Raw genomic sequence first — 20,635 nt, 5'->3', positions numbered from 1 at the left:
GTCGCTCCGCACCATCCCGGTGTGGCACCATCGCAGCGACGCACTTGGCGACACGACCATGCGCACCGTCCAGGTCACTCCGCACTGTCCCGGTGCGGCACCATCGCAGCTTGCGGAACGGGATCACACCTGCGGACAGAATCCCGTCGCTCCGCACTGTCCCAGTGCGGCACCATCGCAGCCCCGCGAGGTTGCCGACGTTCGTCGCGGCCGGCGACAGGTCGCTCCGCACTGTCGCGGTGCGGCACCATCGCAGCGCCGACACCATCGGCACGATGAACAACTACTCCCGCGTCGCTCCGCACTGTTCCGGTGCGGCACCATCGCAGCCAGCGCGGTCGTCATTCGGTCAACAGACGGTGCCGCGTCGCTCCGCACCATCCCGGTGCGGCACCATGGCAGCACCTTGTCCAAGAAGGCGGAGAACGCCGGCGCTCTGTCGCTCCGCACCGTCCCGGTGCGGCACCATCGCAGCTCCTTCGGTGAGCTGATCTTCACCGACTGCCGCATCGTCGCTCCGCACCAACCCCGGTGCGGCACCATCGCAGCATTGCGGGTGCCAGGGCATCAATCGCGCGGTATCCGGTGTCGCTCCGCACCGTCCCGGTGCGGGCACCATCGCAGCATCGCCCGTGCGGCCCACCGCGACGTGGACGCCGTGTCGCTCCGCACCGTGCCGGTGCGGCACCATCGCAGCCTGATCGCCGAGGCGATCCGCCGGCCGCCGCTCGAAGTCGCTCCGCGCCGTCCCGGCGCAGCACCATCGCAGCGACTTCCAGGTGCACGTCACCACGGTCACTCCCTCGTCGCTCCGCACCGTCCCGGTGCGGCACCGTCGCAGCCCCGCCACGGAGGAGGAACAGGCCGCCGTCACCGCGCGTCGCTTGCATCGGCCCCGTGCGGCACCATCGCAGCGCGGTGGCGTGGTCGCGTTCGGACCGGGTGACCCGGTCACTCCGCACCGTCCCGGTGCGGCACCATCGCAGCTCCAAGGTCAACGTCACCTCTCGGACCAGGCGGCGGGGCGCTCCGCACCGCCCCGTGCGGCACCATCGCAGCTGGAGACATCCGGCCGCCGCCCGCCAGAGGTGCTTGTCGCTCCGCACCGTCCCAGTGCGGCACCATCGCAGCTGGTCCTCGCGCGAGCAGTACTTCGGCCCGGCACCGGGTCGCTTCACACCGTCCTGGTGCGGCGCAATCGCAGCCCGCTGCTGGCCGACGGCCACATACCCACGAACGTCGTCGCTCCGTGCCACCCCGGCGCGGCACCATCGCAGGACGCACTTCAGCGTGCCGAGCACTACGGTGTGGCCCTCGTCGCTCCGCACCATCTCGGTGCGGCACCGTCGCAGCTTGATGGCTGATCCCTACTCCGACCAACCCACCGAATGCGCCTCCGCAGCTCACGGGTGCGGCACCATCGCGGCTGTTCCTTGGTTTCCAGGACCGCGATCTGACTGCCCAGTTCCTCCGAACCTCACGAAGCACCATCGCAGCCCGGTCCTCTACGTCGCGTTCTCCGGCGGTAAGGATGTCTTCCATACCTCACCGGTGCGGCACCATCGCAGCGACTGTTCCTTGCCGGTTCAAAACGCATGGTGGCCGATCGCTCCGCACCGGCCCGATGCGGCACCATCGCAGCAGCACGTCCGCGAACGCCACCCGCGCGTACCCGCGTGTCGCTCCGCACCATCCCGGTACAGCACCATCGCAGCTGGTACGGCCCGGCATACCGACTTCGACCTGTAGGTCGCTTCGCACCCATCCCGGTGCGGCACCATCGCAGCATCGGGCCGAGGTCCAGCGAGGCCATCGACGCGAGGTCGCTCCGCACCATCTCGGTGTAGCACCATCACAGCTCCAGATTGTGCATCACCAGGACGACGGCCGCGCCGTCGCTCCGCACCGTCCCGGTGCGGCACCATCGCAGCCGCTATCGGTGGACCCCAGGTCAGAGTACGCCCATGCCGCTCCGCACCATCTCGGTGCGGCACCATCACAGCACGAGGTACTGCGCCCGGGGGCAGGTCCAGGCCGTAGCCGGTCGCTCCACACCGTCCCGGTGCGGCACCATCGCAGCCAAAAGCCAGGTGACCTCCTCACCACGGGCGGCGCGTTGCTCAGCACCGTCCCGGTGCGGCAACATCGCAGCCTTCGCTGGCTGTGGAACCGCTTCGCTCCCACGCTCCGGCCCGAATCCCGATAAGTGCGACGTTCCCGGATCTGCCGTGCTCGCACGGCATCGGATGCCGCGAACCCGGCGGGCGCCGTATCGGACTTCGGCAGACCTCGCTGGCGCGCACGGGATACTGGTTCGGTGCCAGAGACCGGACTTGAACAGGCCCGAACCGCCCTATACGCCAACGATCCTTCGACCCTGTTTGGCCTCCTGGAATGCCGTTAGCTGGACGCCAAGGGCGCCTCGTACGAGTTGAAGAACCCCTCGGCGGTGGAGGAGTTGGGCAAGGACGTCGCCTCCTTCGCCAACTCCACCGAAGGCGGCGTCATCGTCCTGGGCATCGGCACCCGGCTGGAGAACGGGCAGGAGATCCTCGACCGGCTGCTGCCGTTCGACCGGTCGTCTGTGGACCTGGACCAGATGCGCAAGCTCCTGCGGGAGCGGATCACTCCCGCGCCGCGCAACGTCTCGATCGAGTGGATCGAGCACGACAGCCCCGGGCATGGCGTCGTGTTCATCGACGTGCCGCCGCAGGCAGCGGGGAATCTCCGTACGTAGTGGCCGCGCCCAGCGGCAAGCCCGGGTAGGTGAACCCGTTCACCGTCGCGGTGCCGGTTCGCGAGTCCGATGGGACGCACTGGCTTCCGAGGACGGAGGTCCAGCGGCTTCTCGCCCTGGGCCTTGCCGCGAGCGGCACCCCCTCCCGCACCCTTTACGACCTGGTCGACAGGCTCACCGCCGGCGACAAGGCCGACACCGACATCGGCGACTACGCCGACTTGGACGCGATGGCCCCGCTGCTCTCCCGGTACTTGGTCCGGACACAGCACTGCACTCGCCTGCTGGACCACGAGGCGGACAGCATCCGGGAGCACGGACTACTTCTCGCCGATGGCCAGGGCGTGGCCGAGCGCCTCGCCCGCGCCGCCGGCCTCGGCCACCTCACCACCACGCAGTACACGGCGTTGAAGGAAGCGAACCTCATCACCCGCAAGGCCGGCGGACGGAAAGGCTTCGTGTTCCTGACCCTGTCCGGCGACGCACTCCCCCCAACCAGGCCCTCGGCTGGCGCCTGCGGGCATTCTGGGGCGGGGGGGCGGTCTACCAGCCCAGGGAGGACGACCCGGAGATGACGGGCCCGCTGCGGTCGCTCGGCCGCCCGGCCGTCGTCACCGCCCTCCTGGACCTGACCGAAGGCGGTCGGCACCGCACCGTCGCTGGCGCACGTGCTCCTGGGCAAGGCGCTGGGCGAAACCGTCGACGCCACCGTCCACTACACGTCCCCGATTCCGCCGGCGCGCATCGAGTCGATCGCGTTCCCCGGCGATCCCGCCTTGGACCGGCTGGGCCTCACCGGCACGTAACCGGACGGAAGGCCACTCGGTCCCGGGTCAAGTGCGCTCCCGCCCAGGGGGCCAGCGCGGAGCGCGGGCCGTGCGAGAGGCGGTCACACCGACGCGCCGTCACGCAGAGCCACCTTTCCGGCTCCGGAATCACCTGGCGATCGACAGCCCCAGCCGGAAGGTCTCTTCTTTGACACCATGCCGCCACCTGAGGGGCCGTCAGCTGTGGCCAACTTCCGCCACGCAAGCGGGATTTCCGCCAAAAACATGGCCGGAAATCAATTGTTACGATCTCGCATCGGCTACTGAGAGTGACATGCAAAACGGGCAAATCGGACCCAGCCAAGGGGGCTGACCCCCACCCCCGGGGCCCTGGTCCCAAAGTGGTCCCAAACAGCATGCGAACCAATTCCCGTGGCCCCTGACGGCCCGTCACGCAAAAGGCCGCTGACCTGGGATTTCTCCCGGCCAGCGGCCTTTCCGACTCACGTCGGGACGACAGGATTTGAACCTGCGACCCCTTGACCCCCAGTCAAGTGCGCTACCAAGCTGCGCCACGTCCCGTGGTCGTCTGCCGCGTTGCCCGGTGGACTTCTTGGCTTTCTGACCTTGTCTCCGGTGTTTCCCGGCGACGTGGAAAACAATACAGCACGTCGGGGGGTGCTCGCTGCCAGGTTTCGGGGGGTGTGGCGGGGGGCGGGGTCAGGGGGTGGGGTGGCGGGCGTCGTAGTGGAGGAAGGCGGGGCGGCGGGTGGCGAGGAGGAGGACGGCGGCGATGCAGGCGAGGCCACCGGTGAGGATGGAGAGGGTGGGGGTGGTGAGGGTGGCGACGGTGCCGGACTCGAAGTCGCCGAGGCGGGGGCCGCCGGCCACCACCACGATGAAGATGCCTTGGAGGCGGCCGCGCATCTCGTCGGGGGCGGCGACCTGCATCATCGTGTTGCGGAAGATCATCGAGATGGTGTCGGCGCAGCCGGCCGCCGCGAGCAGCAGCAGGCCGAGCGGCAGGTTGTGGACGAGTCCGAAGGCGGCGATGGCGAGGCCCCACGCGGCGACGGCGGCGAGGACCGCGGCGCCGTGCCGGTGGATGCGGCCGATCCAGCCGGAGAAGAGTCCACCGGCCAGGGCGCCGACGGCGGGGGCGGCGACCAGCAGGCCGACGGTGCCGGGGCCGCCGCCGTAGAAGGCGACGGCGATGGCGGGGAAGAGGGCGCGCGGGAGGCCGAAGATCATCGCGGCGAGGTCGGCGAGGAAGGAGGTCCGCAGGTTGGGTTGATCGCGCAGGAAGCGCAGGCCGTCGAGGACGGTGGCGCGTTTGCCGTTCGCGGCCTGCGGTCGCATCGCGGGCAGCCGCCACATCGCGTAGAGGGTGGCGGTGAAGGCGACGGTGTCGACCAGGTACGCGGCCTGGGCGCCGTACGCGGCGATGGCGACGCCGCCGAGCATGGGGCCGACGGTCTGGCCGAGGTTCATGCCGATGGTGTTGAGGGCGTTGGCGGCGGTGAGCTGCTCGCGGGGGACGAGTCGCGGGATCATCGAGGACCGGGCGGGCGAGCTGATGGCGAAGAAGCCGGCCTGGAGGGCGACGGCCGCGTAGAGCAGGGCGACGACGCCGAGGTGGAGCAGGGCCTGGGCGGCGAGCAGGGCGGAGACGGCGGCGAGTCCGCCGGAGCCGATCAGGCCGAGGCGGCGGCGGTCGACCCGGTCGGCGATGGCGCCGCCGTACAGGCCGAAGACGATCAGCGGGAGCAGTGAGCAGAGTCCGACCAGGCCGGTGGCGAAGGTGGAGCCGGTGAGGTCGTAGACCTGGACGGAGACGGCGACGGCGGTCATCTGCTGGCCGATCGCGGAGACCGACTGTCCGAACCACAGCCGCCGGTAGTCGGGGCTGTGGCGCAGCGGCGTCAGGTCGGCGAACGCGCCGCGGGTGAGGCGGCGCAGCCGGGACGGGGTCGCGGAGGGTATGGGCGGTTCAGTGGGCACGTCGCCATGGTCGGCCAGCAGGTCGGCGGCCCTCCGGGCGGGGTGGCGGCGAAGGCGGGGTGGCGGCGAAGGCGGGGTGGCGGCGAAGGCTGCCTCAGCGCAGCAGCGTCCGGGTCAGGAGTTCGGCGAGTTCGTCGTCGAGTGGCCCGCTGTTGCCCAGCAGTCGGTACCAGAGGGCACCGAACGCGAGGTCGACGGCGGTGGCGGTGGTGAGGTGGGGGGCGAGCAGGCCGGCGGTGCGGGCGCGTTCGACGAGGGCGCCGAGGGCTTCGCGGCGTGGGCGCAGCAGGGTTTCGCGGAAGCGTTCGCCGAAGGCTGGGTCGATCTGTGCCTCGGCCATCAGCGCGCGCAGTGCGTCGGCGGTGCGCGGGGTGGCGGCGGCGAACGTGGCGGCGAGGAAGGTGCGCAGGTCGGCAGCGTGGTCGCCGGTGTCGGGCAGGGGGATGTGCTGCCGGGCGTGGGCGGTGACGGCTTCGAGCAGGACGTCCGCCTTGCCGGGCCACCAGCGGTAAACGGTCTGTTTGCCGGTGCCGGCGCGGGCGGCGATGCCTTCGACGGTGAGGCGGGCGTAGCCGACCTCGTCGAGCAGGCCGAGCGCGGAGCCGAGGATGGCCTGGCGGCTCTCCTCGCTGCGGCGGCGGCCGGGCCGGACGGGCGGTCCCGGCACGGCAGTTGATGCTTCGTCAGTTGTACCACCGGGGGTGGATTTCGCTTGCTCGATCACGGGCAGCACGCTACCGTAATTCGAGACGAGACGTCGCGGTTCGAAATAGCGGGCCGGCGGATCGTCAGGAGCGGCCGGGTTCGGCCCGCTTCCACCGACAGGCACAGGGGAGATGGCACAGATGAGTGAGCGCACTGCACTGGTGGTCGGCGGCACCTCGGGCATCGGGCTGGCCACCGCGCGCCGGCTGCACGCGCAGGGCGCTGCGGTCCACGTGGTGGGCCGCAGCAAGGAACGTCTGGAAGCACTCGCGGTGAGCGACCCGGAGCTGGTCGGCCACCGGGCGGACGGCGGCGACCGCGAGCAGATCGCCGAAGTCCTGCGCACTGTGGGGTCGCTGGACTGGCTGGTGGTCGCACTCAGCGGCGCCGAGGGGGCGGGCCCGTTCGCCGAGCTCGACCTGACCGGGCTGCGCAGCGCCTTCGAGGCCAAGTTCTGGGGGCAGTTGACGACCGTCCAGGCCGCGCTGCCGCACCTGACCGAGGACGGGTCGATCACCTTGGTCACCGCGATCTCGGCCCGGACGGCCCTGCCCGGCACGGCCGGACTCGCGGCGGTGAACGGCGCGCTGGAGTCGATGATCAAGCCGCTCGCCGTCGAACTCGCCCCGCGCCGGGTCAACGCGGTCTCCCCCGGCCTGGTCGCCACCCCGTGGTGGGACGGCATGCCGCAGGAGGCGCGGGAGGCCTACTTCGCCCACGCCGCAGGCCAGTTGCCGGTCCGCCGGGTCGCCGACCCGGAGGACGTCGCGGAGGCGGTCGCCCTGGCCGCCACCAACCGCAACCTCACCGGCACGGTCCTGGAATCGGACGGCGGCCTGCACCTGATCTCCATGAACTGACCACCCCCGCCCACCAGTTCACGAACGCCCGGCCCGAAGGCACCCAACTCGCCTGCGGGCCGGGCCCGTTGCACACGCCTACCGCGCCGCCACCGCCGTGGTCTGCCCGGAGGCCAGCACGTGACCGCCCAACGTGAATGCGGTGACGGCCGGCGGGGTCGCGGCCGGCAGCGCCAGGCTCGGCGTGTCCAGTGCGTAGACGGTGATCCGGTAGCGGTGCGGGCGGTCGCCGGCCGGCGGGCACGGGCCCAAGTAGCCTGGCTGACCGGCGTCTTCGGTGCCGGAGACCGCGCCGGGCGGCAGGGTCTCGCCGAGTGCGGTGGCGGTGGCGGGCAGGTCCCAGCTCAGCCAGTGCCAGAAGCCGGAGCCGGTCGGGGCGTCCAGGTCGAACATGGTGACGGCGAAGCTGCGGGTGCCGGCGGGCGCGCCGCGCCACTCCAGTCGCGGCGGTCGGTTGCCGCCGTCGCAGCCGAACGAGTTCGCCCAATTCGCCTGCGGGAACTTGCCGTTCACCAGATCCGGGCTGGTGACGGTGAACCGCCCGGCATCGGCCGGGATCCCCGAGCGCACCGACACCCGGCCGAAGTCGCGGACGGATCCCCGGACTTGGGCGCTCGAATCGGCGGCCCCGAGAAGCGCCAGGGCGGCGGCGGAGCTCAGCAGTAGAGCAGTGGTGCGAGGCAGGCGTGGCACGAGGCATCTCCCCTGGTCGGCGTTGATGCCCCAACCCTCGTCCGCTCCACCGCACTTGGGGAGCCACGCCGGATGGTGTCATCCGGCGTACCAGGATCCGCGCTGGACGCCCCGGGCCGCCCGTGCGCATCATCGACACCATGACCGGCACGCCCCAACGAGCGCCCCAGCAGGCCGAACTGGCCGCCTTCCTGCGCGCCAAGCGCACCCGGCTGCAGCCCGAGGACGTCGGCCTCCCGCGCGGGCCTCGGCGCCGCACCCCGGGGCTGCGCCGCCAGGAGGTCGCCCAGTTGGCCGCCGTCAGCGTCGAGTGGTACGTCCGCCTGGAGCAGGGGCGGGTCGGCACCCCGGGCGCAGCCGTCCTGCACGCGCTCGCCGACGCCCTGCGCCTGACCCCGGACGAGAGCCGCCACCTGCACCTGCTCGCCCGCCGCGAACCCGCACCCTCCACCCCGGCGCGGACCGACCGGGTGCGCCCATCGCTGCTCCAACTCCTCGACGGCATACCACTGTTCCCCGCCTACCTGACCGACCACCGGCTCGACGTGCTGGCCCACAACACGGCGGCGCGGGCCCTGTTCGGAACCGGGTTCGGCACCGGCCGGGCCGACAACACGGCGCGCATGCTGTTCCTCGACCCGGCCGCGCGCACCAGCCAGCTCGACTGGTCGCGAGTCGCCCGCGAAACCGTCGGCCACCTCCGGGCCGGCCACGCCCGCCACCCGGGCGATCCCCGCACGGCCGCACTGGTCGCCGAACTGCGCTCCCACAGCCACGAGTTCGACGTCTGGTGGAACGACCACACCGTCCTCGAACGCTCCGCCGGCAACAAACGCGTCCGCCACCCGGCAGCCGGCGAACTCCGGCTGCGCTACGACATCCTCTCCACCGGACCGGCCGCCGACCACCTGCTGTTCACCATCACCCCGGCCGACCCCACCACCGAACACGCCCTCCGCCGCCTCCTCACCACCACCGCCGTCGGCGCCGACGTCCACCCGATCAGCGCCGCGTGACGCCTGCCGGCGGGCCGGCGGATACTGGCGGTATGTCGCCCACCGCCGCCCACCCCGGGCCGCACCCGAGAGCGTTCCCCCGCACCTGACAAGGTCAGTGAGATGGCGTCTCCGGCCTCGCCCCACTGCATCGGCCCTGCTCGCAGGCGTCCTCGTCCACAATCGCGGATATCGCGGTCTCGATGTTCTCCCGCGTCACACTCGGGACCACCAGCAGGTTCCTGGCCGTGAAGCAACCGGTTCGAGCCAGTTCGTCGGCCACTGCCTGCGCGAGCCGAGCCGGGTCGTATACCTCGACGAGCTGGCGGCTGCCACCGTCCCGGACGAGGGTGGCCTCCAACCAGCCCTTGCACTCCTGAACTGCCCAGTCGTACTCGTCCATGGGCGCGGGCCACTCGATCCGAAAATTCATGACCGAATCCTGCCGCAACCCGTCAACCGACCCGCCTGCCCCGCTCCGAAAGTCCGGGGCGGGGCAGACGCGGCCGTTACTGCCGGCACGGGGCCGGGGTGTAGCCGGCCGGGTGGGTGGTGAAGGTGCCGCGGCCCTGGGTGCGGCTGCGCAAGGCGCCGGCGTAGCCGAAGAGTTCGGCGAGCGGGACGGTGGCGGTCAGGGTCGCGCCGCGGGCGCCCTGGGGTTCGGAGCCGTGGACGCGGCCGCGGCGGGCGGACAGGTCGCCGAGGACGCCGCCGAGGCTGTCCGGCGGGACGGTCGCGGTGAGGTCCACCACGGGCTCCAGGAGGACGGGGCTGCCGCGCCGCAGGGCCTCGCGAAGGGCGAGCCGGCCGGCGGTGCGGAAGGCCAGGTCGGAGGAGTCCTTGACGTGGGTCGCCCCGTCGGTGAGGGTGACCCGGACTCCGGTGACCGGGTGGCCGAGCGGGCCGTCCGTGAGGGCGTCCCGGCAGCCCGCCTCGACGGCCTGCACGAACTCCTGCGGGACCCGCCCACCGGTGACGGTGGAACGGAACTCGAAGCCTTCCGTGCCGGGTTCGCCGAGCGGTTCGACGTCGACCACGATGTGCGCGAACTGCCCTGCGCCGCCGTCCTGTTTGACGTGCCGCAGGACGAGTCCGGCGACCGCCAGGGAGAGCGTCTCGCGATAGGCGACCTGCGGCCGGCCGACGGTGACCTCCAGCCCGACGCGGCGGAGCTTCTCCACCGCCACCTCCAGGTGCAGTTCACCGAGGCCGGACAGCACCCGCTGCCCGCTCTCCGGGTCGGTCCCGACCACCAGGGACGGGTCTTCCTCGGCGAGCCGGAGCAGCGCGACCGCCAGCCGGTCGGTGTCCACCGAGCGGCGGGCCTCGACCGCGACGGTCACCACCGGGTCGGCGGCGACGGCCGGTTCGAGCACCAGCGGGGCGCCGGGCGCGCACAGCGTGCTGCCGGACCGGGCGGCCTTGGGCCCGATGACGGCGACGATGTCGCCGGCCACCGCCGTGTCGGTCTCGGTGTGCCGGTCGGCCTGCACCCGCAGGATGCGGCCGATCCGCTCGGTGCGTCCGGTGCGCGCGTCGAGCACGGTGTCCCCCTTCCGTAGTGTGCCGGAGTAGATCCGCAGGCTGCTGAGCCTGCCGGTGGTGCTCGCGTTCACCTTGAACACCAGTGCGGCCAGCGGCTGTTCGGGATCCGCCGAGCGTTCCTGGACGGTTCCCTGCCAGTAGCCCCGCACCGGCGGGACGTCCAGTGGCGAGGGCAGGTACGCCGTCACCGCGTCCAGCAGCGGTTCGACCCCTCGGTTGCGGTACGCGGAACCGCACAGCACCACCACCGCCTGTCCGTCGGCGGTGAGTTGACGCAGCGCGCCCGCGAGGGTGTCCGCGCCGAGGGTGCCGGTGGCGCAGTACTCCTCCAGTGCCGCCGGGTGCAGTTCGGCCACCGCCTCCGCCAGCGCCTGCCGGCGGCGTTCCGCCTCGGCCGCCAACTCGGCTGGTACGTCGGAGACTTGTACGCCGCCGGCGCCACCGACGCCACCGACGCTGCCCGGGCCGTCCGGCCAGGTCAGCGCGCGCAGCCGGAGCAGGTCGACCACGCCGGTGAACTCGCCCTCCCGGCCGATCGGCAACTGCACGGCCAGCGGCACCGGGTGGAGCCGGTCCCGGATCGAGGCGACCGCCGCGTCCAGGTCCGCGCCGGGCCGGTCCATCTTGTTGACGAACGCGATCCGCGGCACCCCGTGCCGGTCGGCCTGCCGCCACACCGATTCGCTCTGTGGCTCGACGCCCGCGACGGCGTCGAAGACCGCCACCGCACCGTCCAGCACGCGCAGCGAACGCTCCACCTCGTCGGCGAAGTCCACGTGCCCCGGCGTGTCGATCAGGTTCAGCCGGTGGCCGTCCCAGTCACAACTGACCGCCGCAGCAAAGATGGTGATGCCCCGGTCGCGCTCCTGCGGGTCGAAGTCGGTGACAGTGGTGCCCTCGTGCACCTCACCGCGCCGGTGGATCGCCCCGGTCAGGAACAGGATGCGCTCGGTGACGGTGGTCTTCCCGGCGTCCACGTGCGCGAGGATGCCGAGGTTGCGGACGGTGGCGGCCGCGGAGACAGCAGTGGTGGTGAGGGTGAGGTCGGTGCGCATGGCCCGGCGCCTTTCGGAATTCGATCCTGGAGTGGGCGGCGCGATTCACGGCAGCACGAGCCGCACCACCGCACCCTGGCCCACCCCCGGACCCACCCCCGATCGGCGGCGCAGCGCGACACGGCGCGCAACGCGGCACAGCAGGGGAAGGGCAACGGGGGAGCGGTCCGCCGGCAGTGGCGGCGCGACCGCAGGACGCCCACAACGGGCGTACACAGAAGGGTGGTTGGGTGGAGCTCGCGGTCCTTACCGGCGCCGGCCGCGCAGCGGGCGCCGGTCTGCCGAGGACACCAGGATCACCTCGAACCGCGACGGGGGAACGACAACAGCGGCGGTACGCACGGCTGGCCCCTCCCTCTCCACATCACGGTGTGCCCCGGCCGGCCATCCGGCCCGGGCGTCTTTCGGCGAGCCGAGTCTAGGGGCGTCCGGTCTCCGACGTCACCCGCATTTTCTGTTGGACGACTCAACGCGCTTTTCGGTAGCGCGAGTTAGTGGATCGTCAGTCCCAGACGATCGAGCGGATCGCCATGCCGACGGGCACCGGAGGAACGTCCAGATACTCGTCGACCAGGCCGTTCACCACGCCGCTGGACTCCCAACCCGCCGCCCAGGACTCGCAGCTCGCGGCGTCCGCGCTGGTGCAAACGGCGACCGCCTCGGCCAGCAGCTCTGCCAAGTCCAATGTCTCCGGGTGGAGTTGTACCCGCACCCAGGCCACCTCCGGCCGGTCCGCGATCCGGGCCAGACCGGCGGCCAACTCGGCCAACGGCGGCCGCCCGTAGCCCCACTGGTTCGGTGCCAGCGAGTCCTCGACCGTGTTGCCCGCGAAGAACTCGGCCAGGGAGAGCAGCGGCAGGACGCCCTCCGGGCCGGCCCGCTCGATGACATCCTCGACAGCGATCACACCGCCGATCCTGCCACCGCCCGCCGACACACGCCGACACACGCCGAAACGCACCGCCAGGCGCCGCCAGGCGCCGCCAGGCGCCGACCCCGCGCCGACGCACCACAACACACCACGACGGCCGCGGCGACCCCGGCACCTCCGCACCGGAACCGCCGCGCCCAGCAAGCGACTCAGACCAGCAGCCCGTTCCGCTTCACGTACCAGGTGTGGAAGCCGATCATCCCGCCCAGCACGACCAGCCACTGCAGCGCGTTCACCAGCGGCACCGCGCCGAGCGGCAGGGTCAGCGCGAACCCGACCCGGATCAGGGCGTCCAGGGCGAAGCCCGTGCCCCACATCACCGTCAGCAGGCGGAGGTGGCGCCGAAAGGCCGGGTCGTAGTCCCACTGGCCGATCCAGGCATCGGCGCCCGCCGGGCCGATCTTGGCGGCGACGACCGCCCGGGCCGCGCCGTACATGAACGGGCGGCGGGTCAGCAGACTACCCAGCACCCACACGCCGATCACGCCGAACACCCAACTGTCGCGCACCATCAGCACCCTGGGGCTGCCCGTCACCGCCGACAGCAGCGTGCTCACCGCGATCAGCAGCAGGGTGAACACCGGCATCGGATCCAGCCGGCGGTTGCGCACCAGCCCGTAGAGCAACCACGGCAGCGCGGCCAGGCTGCTCAGCGTGATCGCCAGCCACTGGCCCGCACCCAGTCCGAGCAGCGTGTAGTACCCGCCCAGCGGGATCGCCAGCTCGAACACCAGCGCCTTGGCCGCCTGCCGCCACCCGCGCGCCGCACGCTGCTGCGGCGTCGAGTCGTCCCCCGCCAGCGCCGCCCAGTCCACCTGCCCGTCCGCCGTCCGCGGCAACTCGGCCGCACCCCCACCGACGGCGCCCACGCCGGCCGCACCCCCGTCGGCCGCACCCCCGTCGGCCGCACCCGCGCCGGCCTCAACGCCCGCCCCCGCCAAGCCCGTTCCAGCCGAGCCAGTCCCTGCCATGCCCGCCCCCGTCGTCCCCGCCACCGTCATGCCGACCCCCGTCACGTCCTGCCCCACCGATTCCGGCCGTCGCTCGTTCATGTGTCCTCCCCCGGCACCCGATGCGCTTCCATGCAGACCTCGGCCGGACGCACCGCCCGGTCGAACAAGTCGGCCAACTCCCGTGCGCTGGCGGCCACATCCATCTCCGGCTCGCGCAGCACGCGGACCAGGACCGCGTCGATCGCCCCGCGGATCGCCGTCACCAGCACCCTCGCGTCGAACGGGCCGTACTCGCCGTCGGCCTGGGCAGCGCGGACGATGTACTCCTGAAGGTCCATCACCGCCCGGCGCCCTGCCGCGAACTGGCCCTCCGTGTCATCGCCCTGACCGTTCAGGATCTCCACCAGCGCGGCCAGCTCCCGCGGATGCGCGGCCGCCAGCTCGACGTTGGACTCGATGTACGCCCGCAGGCGCTCCCGCGGGCCCACCGCCGCCTCGATCCGCGGGCGCATGTACGCCTCGGAGACCTGCATCACCTCGGCGACCACCTCGCGCAGCAGATCGTCCTTGCCCTTGAAGTGGTACGAGATCATCCCGGTGCTGCTCAGCCCCGCGTGCTTGGCGATCCGCGCGAACGAGGCCTTGGCGTACCCCGCATCGGCGATCACTTCGATGGCCGCCTCGACGATCTGCCGACGCCGCGCCGATTCGGTGAACGTGCGCCCCACGGAGCACCCCTCTCTGCTCGCCCGAGCCAGCCCTTGCTCGCCCGAGCAAAAAGCTACTCTCAATTGCTCGGGCAAGCAAGAAGCTGTACGGCCGAGCAAGAAGTTCCCGAACCAGGCCCGCCAAGCAGCCCGAAGGCCGCCCCGAATGGCCCCAACCCGCCTGTCCGATCCCGGAGCGCACTGCCATGCACATGACATCAGTCACCCAATCCGCCGGCAGACCCCTCCAGGTGGGCACGCGCCACAGAACGGGCAGAACCCGGACGAGAGCCGCCGACCGGAGGGAGCACCCCGTGCACCCGCGCCCCGCCCGCCGCCACCTGCTCACGGCCGCCACGGCCGCCGCAGCAGCCCTCGCCACCGTCCTACCGGCCGCCGAAAGCGCCGCCGGAAGAACCGCCGCGAAGGCCGCCGGAAGAACCGCCGAAACGAAGCCGGCGGCGGACGCACTGACCGACCGACTCCGGACGCTGGAACGTGAACACGGCGCGCGGCTCGGGGTGTTCGGGTACGACACGGGGTCGGGCGCGGCGATCCGGTACCGGGCGGACGAGCTGTTCCCGATGTGCTCGACGTTCAAGACACTCGCAGTGGGCGCGGTCCTGCGCAGCGGCCACGACCTCGGGCAGCGGGTGCGGTACACCCGGGACGACGTCACCGAGGCGGGCTACGCGCCGGTCACCGGCCGGCCGGAGAACCTCGCGACCGGGCTGACGGTCGCCGAACTGTGCGCGGCTGCAATCGAGTTCAGCGACAACGCCGCCGCCAACCTGCTGCTGCGCCTGCTCGGCGGGCCGTCCGCCGTCACCCGCTTCTGCCGGTCCCTGGGCGACCGCGTCACCCGGCTCGACCGCTGGGAGCCCGCGCTGAACTCCGCCGAGCCCGGCCGCACCACCGACACCAGCAGCCCGCACGCCCTCATCCGCAGCTACGCCCGTCTCACCCTCGGCGACGCCCTCGACCCGGCCGATCGCGAGCTGCTCACCGGCTGGCTGCTCGCCAACACCACGGGCGCCAATCGCCTGCGCGCCGGACTGCCGCCCACCTGGACCCTCGCCGACAAGACCGGCACCGGCTCGTACGGCACCGCCAACGACATCGGCCTCGCCCGGCCGCCGGGACGCGCCCCGATCCTCCTCGCCGTCCTCACCACGAAGGCCGACACCCCCGACGGCACCCCCACCGCCACCCCCGACGAGCCACTGATCGCCGCAACGGCCGCTCTCCTGGCCGCCGCCCTTACCTGAGGCCCTGGACCTGAGGCCCTGAGCCCAAGGCGCGAGCCCAAGGCCCCGAACGCACCCCGGCCCCGGCAGTCACGCCGGGGCCGGGCAGGAACACGGGCAGCCAAACCGGGCAGCAAAACGGGCAGCCGGAGAAGAAAATCAGACCGTGACGGCCTGCCGCTCGCCCGCCTCGACCGAGATGTTGAGCCGGTTACCGGGCGGCGGGAACGGGCAGATGAAGTGGTCGGAGAAGGCGCACGGCGGCAGGAACGCCCGGTTGAAGTCGAGCACCGTGTGCCCGTCGGCGTCCGGCGCGGGCAGCGTGATGAACCGGAACCGGTAGGTCTCCCGGCCGCTGGTGCCGTCCGCGATGACACCGCTCAGCGGGCCCCCGGAGCCGCTGACGGTCAGGGTGAACTCCTGACCGGCCAGCATGAACGCGACCTGACCGGCGACCGTCATCGGACGGGACCGGCCATCGGCGTTCTCCACCATCAAGTCCTGCGCGCCGCTCTCGAAGGGGGTGAACACGGCGGGCACGGCCCAGTCGGGCGCGTACGGGAAGACCGAGATCCCGGCGTACGCGGCCCGGCGCGGCGCGTCGGGGTCGAAGACACGGAGGGCGAGTTCGCCCTCGCGCTCGATCGGGACCAGGCGCAGCGCGTCCAGCACGGCGATCTGCGCGCCCGGGTCGGTGTCGGGGCGCAGCGCGACCCGGCCGGTCGCCTCCTGCTGCTCGCCTTCGAGTCGGACGCCGTCCCCGGCGGCGAGTTCGGCGCACACGGTGCCGTTCTCGGCCCACCAGGTGCCGGGCAGGCCGGGCAGCTTCGCCGGTTCGGGCTCCAACCAGTGGGTGCCGGTCAGCGCCAGCGGGCCGTGCGGGGCGCTCACCGCGGCGCTCCGGGACTCCGTCCAGTGCTGCCACGCCTCGGCTGCGGTGTCGGTCATCGGACTGCCTCCAAGTGGTGCTCTGGTTCGTGCACTTGTTTCAGCTGGACGAGTCTGGGACGGGTCCGGGACGGGTCTGGGACGGGTCCGGACGAATGGCGGAAGGGTCAGCGCCCGGCAAGCGGGCGGAACAGGCCCTCCTGCATCACGGAGACCACCAACTGCCCCTCCCGGTTGTAGATTTCGCCGCGGGCCAGGCCGCGCGCGCCGTGCGCGATCGGCGACTCCTGGCTGTACAGCAGCCAGTCGTCGGCCCGGAACGGGCGGTGGAACCACATCGCGTGATCGAGCGAGGCCATGTCGAAGTTCCGTTCTCCCCACAGGGGTTCGACGGGCGCGCGAACGGCGTCCAGCAGTGTCATGTCGCTGGCGTAGGTGAGCGCGCAGACGTGGATCAGCGGGTCGTCGGGGAGCGGGCCGTTGGTCCTCAGCCAGACGCCGCTGCGGGCCTCGACACCGTCGAGTTCCTCGCGGCTCCACCTGAGCCGGTCGACGTAGCGGATGTCGAAGGGCTGGCGGCGGCTGATGAACGGCGGCAGTTCGCCGAGCCGGGAGCCGACCTCGTCCAGCGCGCTCGGCAGGTCCTCGGGGGCGGGGACGTCCGGCATCGGGAACTGGTGTTCTATGCCACCGGGCTCGGGCTTGTGGAAGTCCGCGGTCAGCGCGAAGATCGACCGCCCGTCCTGGATGGCCAGCACCCGGCGGGTGGTGAAGGAGCGTCCGTCCCGGATCCGGTCCACCTGGTAGACGATCGGGACACCGGGAACGCCGGGGCGCAGGAAGTAGGAGTGCAGCGAGTGCACCGGCCGGTCCTCGTCCACCGTACGGCCCGCCGCGACCAGCGCCTGGCCGGCGACCTGCCCGCCGAAGGTGCGCTGCAGCGCCTCCTCGGGGCTGCGGCCGCGAAAGATGTTCAGCTCGATCCGCTCCAGGTCGAGCAGGTCGACGAGCTGGTCGACGGGGGTTCCCATGTGTGTCGCTCCCTCTCCGGGCGGCCGGGCGGGGCTGGGTGTGCCGCCGGACGCCTGTTCCGTCCAACACAAGTCTCCGCGCCCACCGGGCATTCCCGCCCTCCGGCACGCGGCGCACGCCAGGACCGGCAGGCCACGGCCCGTGCCACTCCACGACCGGCACACGGCACACGGCACACGGCACACGCAAGGACCGCAGGCCACGGCCCGTGCCACTCCACGACCGGCACGCCAGGGCCCGTACTTACTCCAGGCCGGACTGCCGCACCGTGATGTTCAGCCGCCCCACCAGCCCGAGGTCCGGGTCGGCGGTCCCCGGCAGCGTCCGCACCACGCCGTGGTACGCGAACCGCATCGGGCCGCCGAACACCAGCAGATCGCCGCTGCGCAGCTCCAGATCCGTCCAGGGGCGGGTCCTGGTCTCGGTGTTGCCGAGCCGGAACACGCAGCTGTCACCCAGCGACAGCGACACCACGGGCGCGTCCACCCGCTCCTCGCGATCCCGGTGCAGGCCCATCTTCGCGCCGTGCGGGTAGTGGTTGACCAGCGCCACGTCCGGCGCGAAGCCCGCCGCGCCCGCGATCCCGCCGACGCCGTCGCCGTACGCCTCCGCGACCGCCCGCCGGGCCAGCTCCCCCAGCAGCGGCGGGAACGCCTTCACCGGCGCGCCGTCCCCGTCCACCACGGTTCGTGCGTATCCATACGGATACCAGTGCCAGCCCAGGCACACCGTCCGCACCGACATCACCCCGCCGGTCGGCAGCGTCACCGTCCGCATCCCGGCCGGTGGCCGCGCCCACTCCCGGCACGCCGCGACCAGCTCCCGCTGCTCCCCCGTCCCCAGCCACCCCGGCACCAGCACCACCCCGGGCGCCGGCTCCTCCCGCTCACGCCCGAACAGCTCCCCGGCGAACACCCCGCCACCACTCATCCCTCCATGCTCCCACCCGCACCCCGGCCCCCTCCCGGCCCAACCGCACCTCCCCCAGCCACCGCACTCCGTCCCAAGGCCCGTCGCCCCACATGCGCCGACCCCCGTCCCGTCCGGCGCCCTCTGCCCCAGCCCCACCCTCCGGTCCCCGCCTCACCACCACCCCAGAACGGCCGGCCCCCGTCCCCGTCCGGGACCCGCCCCCCTCAGATCCGCCCCGCCGCCCACCCGTCGCCCCACATGCGCCGACCCCCATCCCGTCCGGCGCCCTCTGCCCCAGCCCCACCCCCCGGTCCCCGCCTCACCACCACCCCAGAACGGCCGGCCCCCGTCCCCGCCCGGGACCCGATCCCCTCAGATCCGCCCCGCCGCCCACTCGTCGCCCCACATGCGCCGACCCCCGTCCCGTCCGACCCTGGGGGGAGGGTGTTGCCGGTTGGCGGAGGAGGCGCGATGCATCCCCTGGAGTTCCGGGCGGTGGATCTTCCCGAGGAGTCGTCGCACCAGGTGGCGATGCTGGTGCTCGGGCAGCACCGGGCGGTGCTGATCGGTACGGGGCTGCGGCTGGCGGACGGTCGGCGGCTGGCCCGGGAGGTCACGTCCTCGGGGCGGCGGCTGAGCGCCGTGCTGGTGCCGGACTTCGCGCCGGAGTACTGGCTCGCGGCGGAGGTGCTGCGCGACGAGTTCCCGGAGGCCCGGTTCCTCTCCCCGGCGCCCGTCCTGGCCCGGATCGAACGCGATCACGTCGCGGTGCGCGCCGCGTGGGCCGGCCTGGGGGCGGAACTCCCTACCCGGCTGGTCGGGTTGGAGCCGCTGGCCGAGGACGCGGTGGAGCTGGAGGATCACCGGCTGGAGTTGCGCGGCGCGTCCCTCGGCCTGCCGGACCGGCACTACGTGTGGGAGCACCGCAGCCGGACCCTGTTCGGCGGCCCGCTGCTGTGGCTGAACGTCCACCCGCGGCTCGCCGACACCCCGCACGCCGCCGAGCGCACCGCCTGGATCGCGCTGCTGGACGAGATCGCCGCCCTCGAACCGCAGCGCACCGTCCCGGGCCACCGCCACCTCACGACCCCGGTCCCGGACCACGTTCCCGATCCGGTCGTCTGGACGGGCGACTACCTGCGTGCCTTCGAGACCGAACTCGGCAAACCCGTCCCCCCGGACGCGGTGCGGGCCGCGCTGCTGCGCCGCTTCCCGTCCGCCGCGCTTCCCGACACGGTGGCACCGGGCGTCCTCGCGGCCATCGCCCACCCGTAACAGCATCCGCGAACGGCGGAAGCCGCCACCCCGCGACAGGCAGGGTGGCGGCTTCACGCCGACAGGAGGGGATCAGCGGATCCCGGTGGAAGCGGAGGGGCTTCCGGGGGTGTCTCAGACGGACAGGACCTGGCCGGGGAGGATCAGGTCCGGGTTGCCGCCGACGACACCGGTGTTGTTGTTGTACAGCGCGTGCCAGTCGACGCCGAGGCCGGCGGCGATCTTGGACAGGGTGTCACCGGACTTGACGGTGTAGGTGTTGGCAGCAGCGCCGGACGTGTTCTTCCAGGTCTGCTTCGGGGCGTCCTGCTTCGCGGGGGCGCTCTGCTGGGCCTTGGGGGCCTGGGCGCGGGTCTCGGAGCGGGAGGCCTTCGCGGAGTTGTCCGCGGCGGCGGTGTTCGACTTCGCGGTGTTCGACGAGGTCGACTTCGCGGTGTTCGACGAGGTGGAGGTCGAGGTCGAGGAGGAACCGGCAGAGGTGTCGACCTGGGCCGGCGCGCCGCCCTTGGTCAGACCGGCCTTGACGGAGCACACCGGCCAGGCGCCGGGGCCCTGGGAGGCGAGCACCTTCTCGGCGACGGAGATCTGCTGCGCCTTGGTGGCCAGGTTGGCCTGCGCGGCGTACGCGGTGCCACCGAACGCGGCCCAGGTCGAGGAGGTGAACTGCAGGCCACCGTAGAAGCCGTTGCCGGTGTTGATCGACCAGTTGCCACTGGACTCGCACTGAGCGACCTTGTCCCAGGTGGCAACGTCGGCGGCGGAGGCCGAGTTGGCCGTGACGAGGCCGGCCACCGGCGCGGCGAGCAGCGCGCCACCGACGACAGCCGCGCGGACGCGGTTGCGCTTGGAGACGGTGGTGGTGGCAGCGGCAGTCTCGTTACGGAAAGTCATGAGATCCCTCTCGACATCCCCGGGATGGGCAGGCGGAACCAGGCCCTGTGCAGGGCCGTGTTCGCTCGCCAAGTCCGGTGGGCGGCCGTGCACGTGTCGGACGTGCCGCTTGCCGCCCCGGCCACCTGTCCGCATCCCCGGCGGCGGCTGGCTGCCGTCGCGCCGGTGGCGCAGGGTCCGGTTCCGGGGTGAGCCGGGGCGGACCGTTGCGTCGGGGGTGAACCCGGGAGGTGCTCGTTGCACCGGCCATGAACCTACGAGCCGCTTCACGGCGCGCCAAACAGTTTCGGGTTCTCCCAGGTCAATGAGGGGTTACCGGGGGTATTGATCAAGTAAACGAAGGCGAAATGTCCGCTTTGTCTGCTTTTTCGAAGGTCATTCCATATGCGGATATGGTCCCGGTCACAGTTTGACCGGTGTGAGGTCGGGCACAGCGTCGAC

General features: G+C 72.3%; 19 protein-coding genes and 1 tRNA gene. 7 read left to right on the top strand and 13 right to left on the bottom strand.

What is annotated here, in order from left to right; genetic code table 11:
- Positions 1–2,431: 2,431 nt before the first annotated feature.
- From ACIHEI_RS30840 to ACIHEI_RS30830, 3 genes are all read left to right on the top strand, one after another.
- Entirely contained in the window at positions 2,432–2,737 is a 306-nt protein-coding gene (locus ACIHEI_RS30840; protein ID WP_189276462.1) for a helix-turn-helix domain-containing protein, read from the top strand.
- Positions 2,738–2,766: 29 nt separating this feature from the next.
- Positions 2,767–3,312: a hypothetical protein gene (locus ACIHEI_RS30835; protein ID WP_396609011.1), complete on the top strand. Its 546-nt coding sequence runs from the start codon at positions 2,767–2,769 to the stop codon at positions 3,310–3,312.
- Positions 3,313–3,405: 93 nt separating this feature from the next.
- Entirely contained in the window at positions 3,406–3,543 is a 138-nt protein-coding gene (locus ACIHEI_RS30830) for a hypothetical protein (RefSeq protein ID WP_189276467.1), read from the top strand.
- Positions 3,544–4,012: 469 nt separating this feature from the next.
- Here the strand turns inward: ACIHEI_RS30830 and ACIHEI_RS30825 are convergent.
- The 3 genes from ACIHEI_RS30825 to ACIHEI_RS30815 all read right to left on the bottom strand — a co-directional run bounded on the left by ACIHEI_RS30825 (position 4,013) and on the right by ACIHEI_RS30815 (position 6,172).
- Positions 4,013–4,086 (bottom strand) — tRNA-Pro (locus ACIHEI_RS30825).
- 138 nt (positions 4,087–4,224) lie between these two features.
- Positions 4,225–5,487, bottom strand: coding sequence for an MFS transporter (locus ACIHEI_RS30820; RefSeq protein ID WP_396609046.1), 1,263 nt, complete (start codon positions 5,485–5,487; stop codon positions 4,225–4,227).
- 112 nt (positions 5,488–5,599) lie between these two features.
- Positions 5,600–6,172 carry a TetR/AcrR family transcriptional regulator gene (locus tag ACIHEI_RS30815; RefSeq protein WP_396609010.1) on the bottom strand — a complete coding sequence of 191 codons (573 nt, stop codon included), beginning with the start codon at positions 6,170–6,172 and terminating at the stop codon, positions 5,600–5,602.
- Between the two features lie 178 nt (positions 6,173–6,350).
- Here ACIHEI_RS30815 and ACIHEI_RS30810 point away from each other — a divergent pair, with 178 nt between their 5' ends.
- Positions 6,351–7,070, top strand: a complete 720-nt coding sequence (locus ACIHEI_RS30810; protein ID WP_387636611.1) for an SDR family oxidoreductase — start codon at positions 6,351–6,353, stop codon at positions 7,068–7,070.
- Between the two features lie 78 nt (positions 7,071–7,148).
- On the opposite strand, the gene ACIHEI_RS30805 is transcribed toward ACIHEI_RS30810, so the two are convergent.
- Complete coding sequence (locus tag ACIHEI_RS30805; protein ID WP_396609009.1) at positions 7,149–7,763, bottom strand: YbhB/YbcL family Raf kinase inhibitor-like protein; 615 nt, start codon at positions 7,761–7,763, stop codon at positions 7,149–7,151.
- A 140-nt stretch (positions 7,764–7,903) separates the two neighbouring features.
- Between ACIHEI_RS30805 and ACIHEI_RS30800 the strand changes: the two genes are divergently transcribed.
- Positions 7,904–8,779, top strand: coding sequence for a helix-turn-helix domain-containing protein (locus tag ACIHEI_RS30800; protein WP_396609008.1), 876 nt, complete (start codon positions 7,904–7,906; stop codon positions 8,777–8,779).
- Positions 8,780–8,873: 94 nt separating this feature from the next.
- Here the strand turns inward: ACIHEI_RS30800 and ACIHEI_RS30795 are convergent, their stop codons facing one another.
- The 5 genes from ACIHEI_RS30795 to ACIHEI_RS30775 all read right to left on the bottom strand — a co-directional run bounded on the left by ACIHEI_RS30795 (position 8,874) and on the right by ACIHEI_RS30775 (position 14,045).
- A complete protein-coding gene (locus tag ACIHEI_RS30795; protein ID WP_396609007.1) occupies positions 8,874–9,191 on the bottom strand; it encodes a hypothetical protein in 318 nt (105 codons plus the stop codon).
- A 76-nt stretch (positions 9,192–9,267) separates the two neighbouring features.
- Positions 9,268–11,358 (bottom strand): elongation factor G, encoded by a 2,091-nt coding sequence (fusA, locus tag ACIHEI_RS30790; protein ID WP_396609006.1) that lies wholly within the window; start codon positions 11,356–11,358, stop codon positions 9,268–9,270.
- A gap of 502 nt (positions 11,359–11,860) precedes the next feature.
- Positions 11,861–12,265, bottom strand: a complete 405-nt coding sequence (locus tag ACIHEI_RS30785; RefSeq protein ID WP_396609005.1) for a hypothetical protein — start codon at positions 12,263–12,265, stop codon at positions 11,861–11,863.
- Positions 12,266–12,438: 173 nt separating this feature from the next.
- Complete coding sequence (locus ACIHEI_RS30780; protein ID WP_396609004.1) at positions 12,439–13,341, bottom strand: VC0807 family protein; 903 nt, start codon at positions 13,339–13,341, stop codon at positions 12,439–12,441.
- Positions 13,338–14,045 carry a TetR/AcrR family transcriptional regulator gene (locus ACIHEI_RS30775; protein WP_387636654.1) on the bottom strand — a complete coding sequence of 236 codons (708 nt, stop codon included), beginning with the start codon at positions 14,043–14,045 and terminating at the stop codon, positions 13,338–13,340. Before ACIHEI_RS30775 ends, ACIHEI_RS30780 begins: the two co-directional genes overlap by 4 nt.
- A 218-nt stretch (positions 14,046–14,263) precedes the next feature.
- On the opposite strand from ACIHEI_RS30775, the gene bla reads away from it, so the two are divergent.
- On the top strand, positions 14,264–15,217 hold the full coding sequence (bla, locus tag ACIHEI_RS30770; protein ID WP_396609003.1) for a class A beta-lactamase: 954 nt from the start codon (positions 14,264–14,266) through the stop codon (positions 15,215–15,217).
- A gap of 138 nt (positions 15,218–15,355) precedes the next feature.
- Here the strand turns inward: bla and ACIHEI_RS30765 are convergent, their stop codons facing one another.
- The 3 genes from ACIHEI_RS30765 to ACIHEI_RS30755 form a co-directional block, all read right to left on the bottom strand.
- Positions 15,356–16,144 (bottom strand): DUF1684 domain-containing protein, encoded by a 789-nt coding sequence (locus ACIHEI_RS30765; protein WP_387636667.1) that lies wholly within the window; start codon positions 16,142–16,144, stop codon positions 15,356–15,358.
- Positions 16,145–16,251: 107 nt separating this feature from the next.
- Positions 16,252–17,115: an acyl-CoA thioesterase gene (locus tag ACIHEI_RS30760; RefSeq protein WP_396609002.1), complete on the bottom strand. Its 864-nt coding sequence runs from the start codon at positions 17,113–17,115 to the stop codon at positions 16,252–16,254.
- 244 nt (positions 17,116–17,359) lie between these two features.
- Positions 17,360–18,046: an alpha-ketoglutarate-dependent dioxygenase AlkB family protein gene (locus ACIHEI_RS30755; protein ID WP_396609001.1), complete on the bottom strand. Its 687-nt coding sequence runs from the start codon at positions 18,044–18,046 to the stop codon at positions 17,360–17,362.
- Positions 18,047–18,499: 453 nt separating this feature from the next.
- Here ACIHEI_RS30755 and ACIHEI_RS30750 point away from each other — a divergent pair, with 453 nt between their 5' ends.
- The gene (locus tag ACIHEI_RS30750) at positions 18,500–19,303 is read left to right on the top strand and encodes an MBL fold metallo-hydrolase (protein WP_396609000.1); all 804 of its coding nucleotides are present in this window, start codon (positions 18,500–18,502) and stop codon (positions 19,301–19,303) included.
- Positions 19,304–19,417: 114 nt separating this feature from the next.
- On the opposite strand, the gene ACIHEI_RS30745 is transcribed toward ACIHEI_RS30750, so the two are convergent.
- Entirely contained in the window at positions 19,418–20,194 is a 777-nt protein-coding gene (locus ACIHEI_RS30745; RefSeq protein ID WP_396608999.1) for a transglycosylase family protein, read from the bottom strand.
- Positions 20,195–20,635 lie beyond the last annotated feature (441 nt).

The organism is Kitasatospora sp. NPDC051984, assembly GCF_044593455.1.
Lineage (GTDB): Bacteria > Actinomycetota > Actinomycetes > Streptomycetales > Streptomycetaceae > Kitasatospora.
Note: the sequence above shows the minus strand (reverse complement) of the source record. Positions and strands in the feature narration are given on the sequence as shown.

What these genes read in the sequence shown, in the direction of transcription:
- ACIHEI_RS30765 (WP_387636667.1), bottom strand. Translation starts at nt 16,144, where the DNA reads ATGACCGACACCGCAGCCGAGGCGTGGCAGCACTGGACGGAGTCCCGG.
- ACIHEI_RS30795 (WP_396609007.1), bottom strand. Translation starts at nt 9,191, where the DNA reads ATGAATTTTCGGATCGAGTGGCCCGCGCCCATGGACGAGTACGACTGG.
- ACIHEI_RS30780 (WP_396609004.1), bottom strand. Translation starts at nt 13,341, where the DNA reads ATGAACGAGCGACGGCCGGAATCGGTGGGGCAGGACGTGACGGGGGTC.
- ACIHEI_RS30750 (WP_396609000.1), top strand. Translation starts at nt 18,500, where the DNA reads ATGCATCCCCTGGAGTTCCGGGCGGTGGATCTTCCCGAGGAGTCGTCG.
- ACIHEI_RS30745 (WP_396608999.1), bottom strand. Translation starts at nt 20,194, where the DNA reads ATGACTTTCCGTAACGAGACTGCCGCTGCCACCACCACCGTCTCCAAG.
- ACIHEI_RS30810 (WP_387636611.1), top strand. Translation starts at nt 6,351, where the DNA reads ATGAGTGAGCGCACTGCACTGGTGGTCGGCGGCACCTCGGGCATCGGG.
- ACIHEI_RS30755 (WP_396609001.1), bottom strand. Translation starts at nt 18,046, where the DNA reads ATGAGTGGTGGCGGGGTGTTCGCCGGGGAGCTGTTCGGGCGTGAGCGG.
- ACIHEI_RS30760 (WP_396609002.1), bottom strand. Translation starts at nt 17,115, where the DNA reads ATGGGAACCCCCGTCGACCAGCTCGTCGACCTGCTCGACCTGGAGCGG.
- ACIHEI_RS30800 (WP_396609008.1), top strand. Translation starts at nt 7,904, where the DNA reads ATGACCGGCACGCCCCAACGAGCGCCCCAGCAGGCCGAACTGGCCGCC.
- fusA (WP_396609006.1), bottom strand. Translation starts at nt 11,358, where the DNA reads ATGCGCACCGACCTCACCCTCACCACCACTGCTGTCTCCGCGGCCGCC.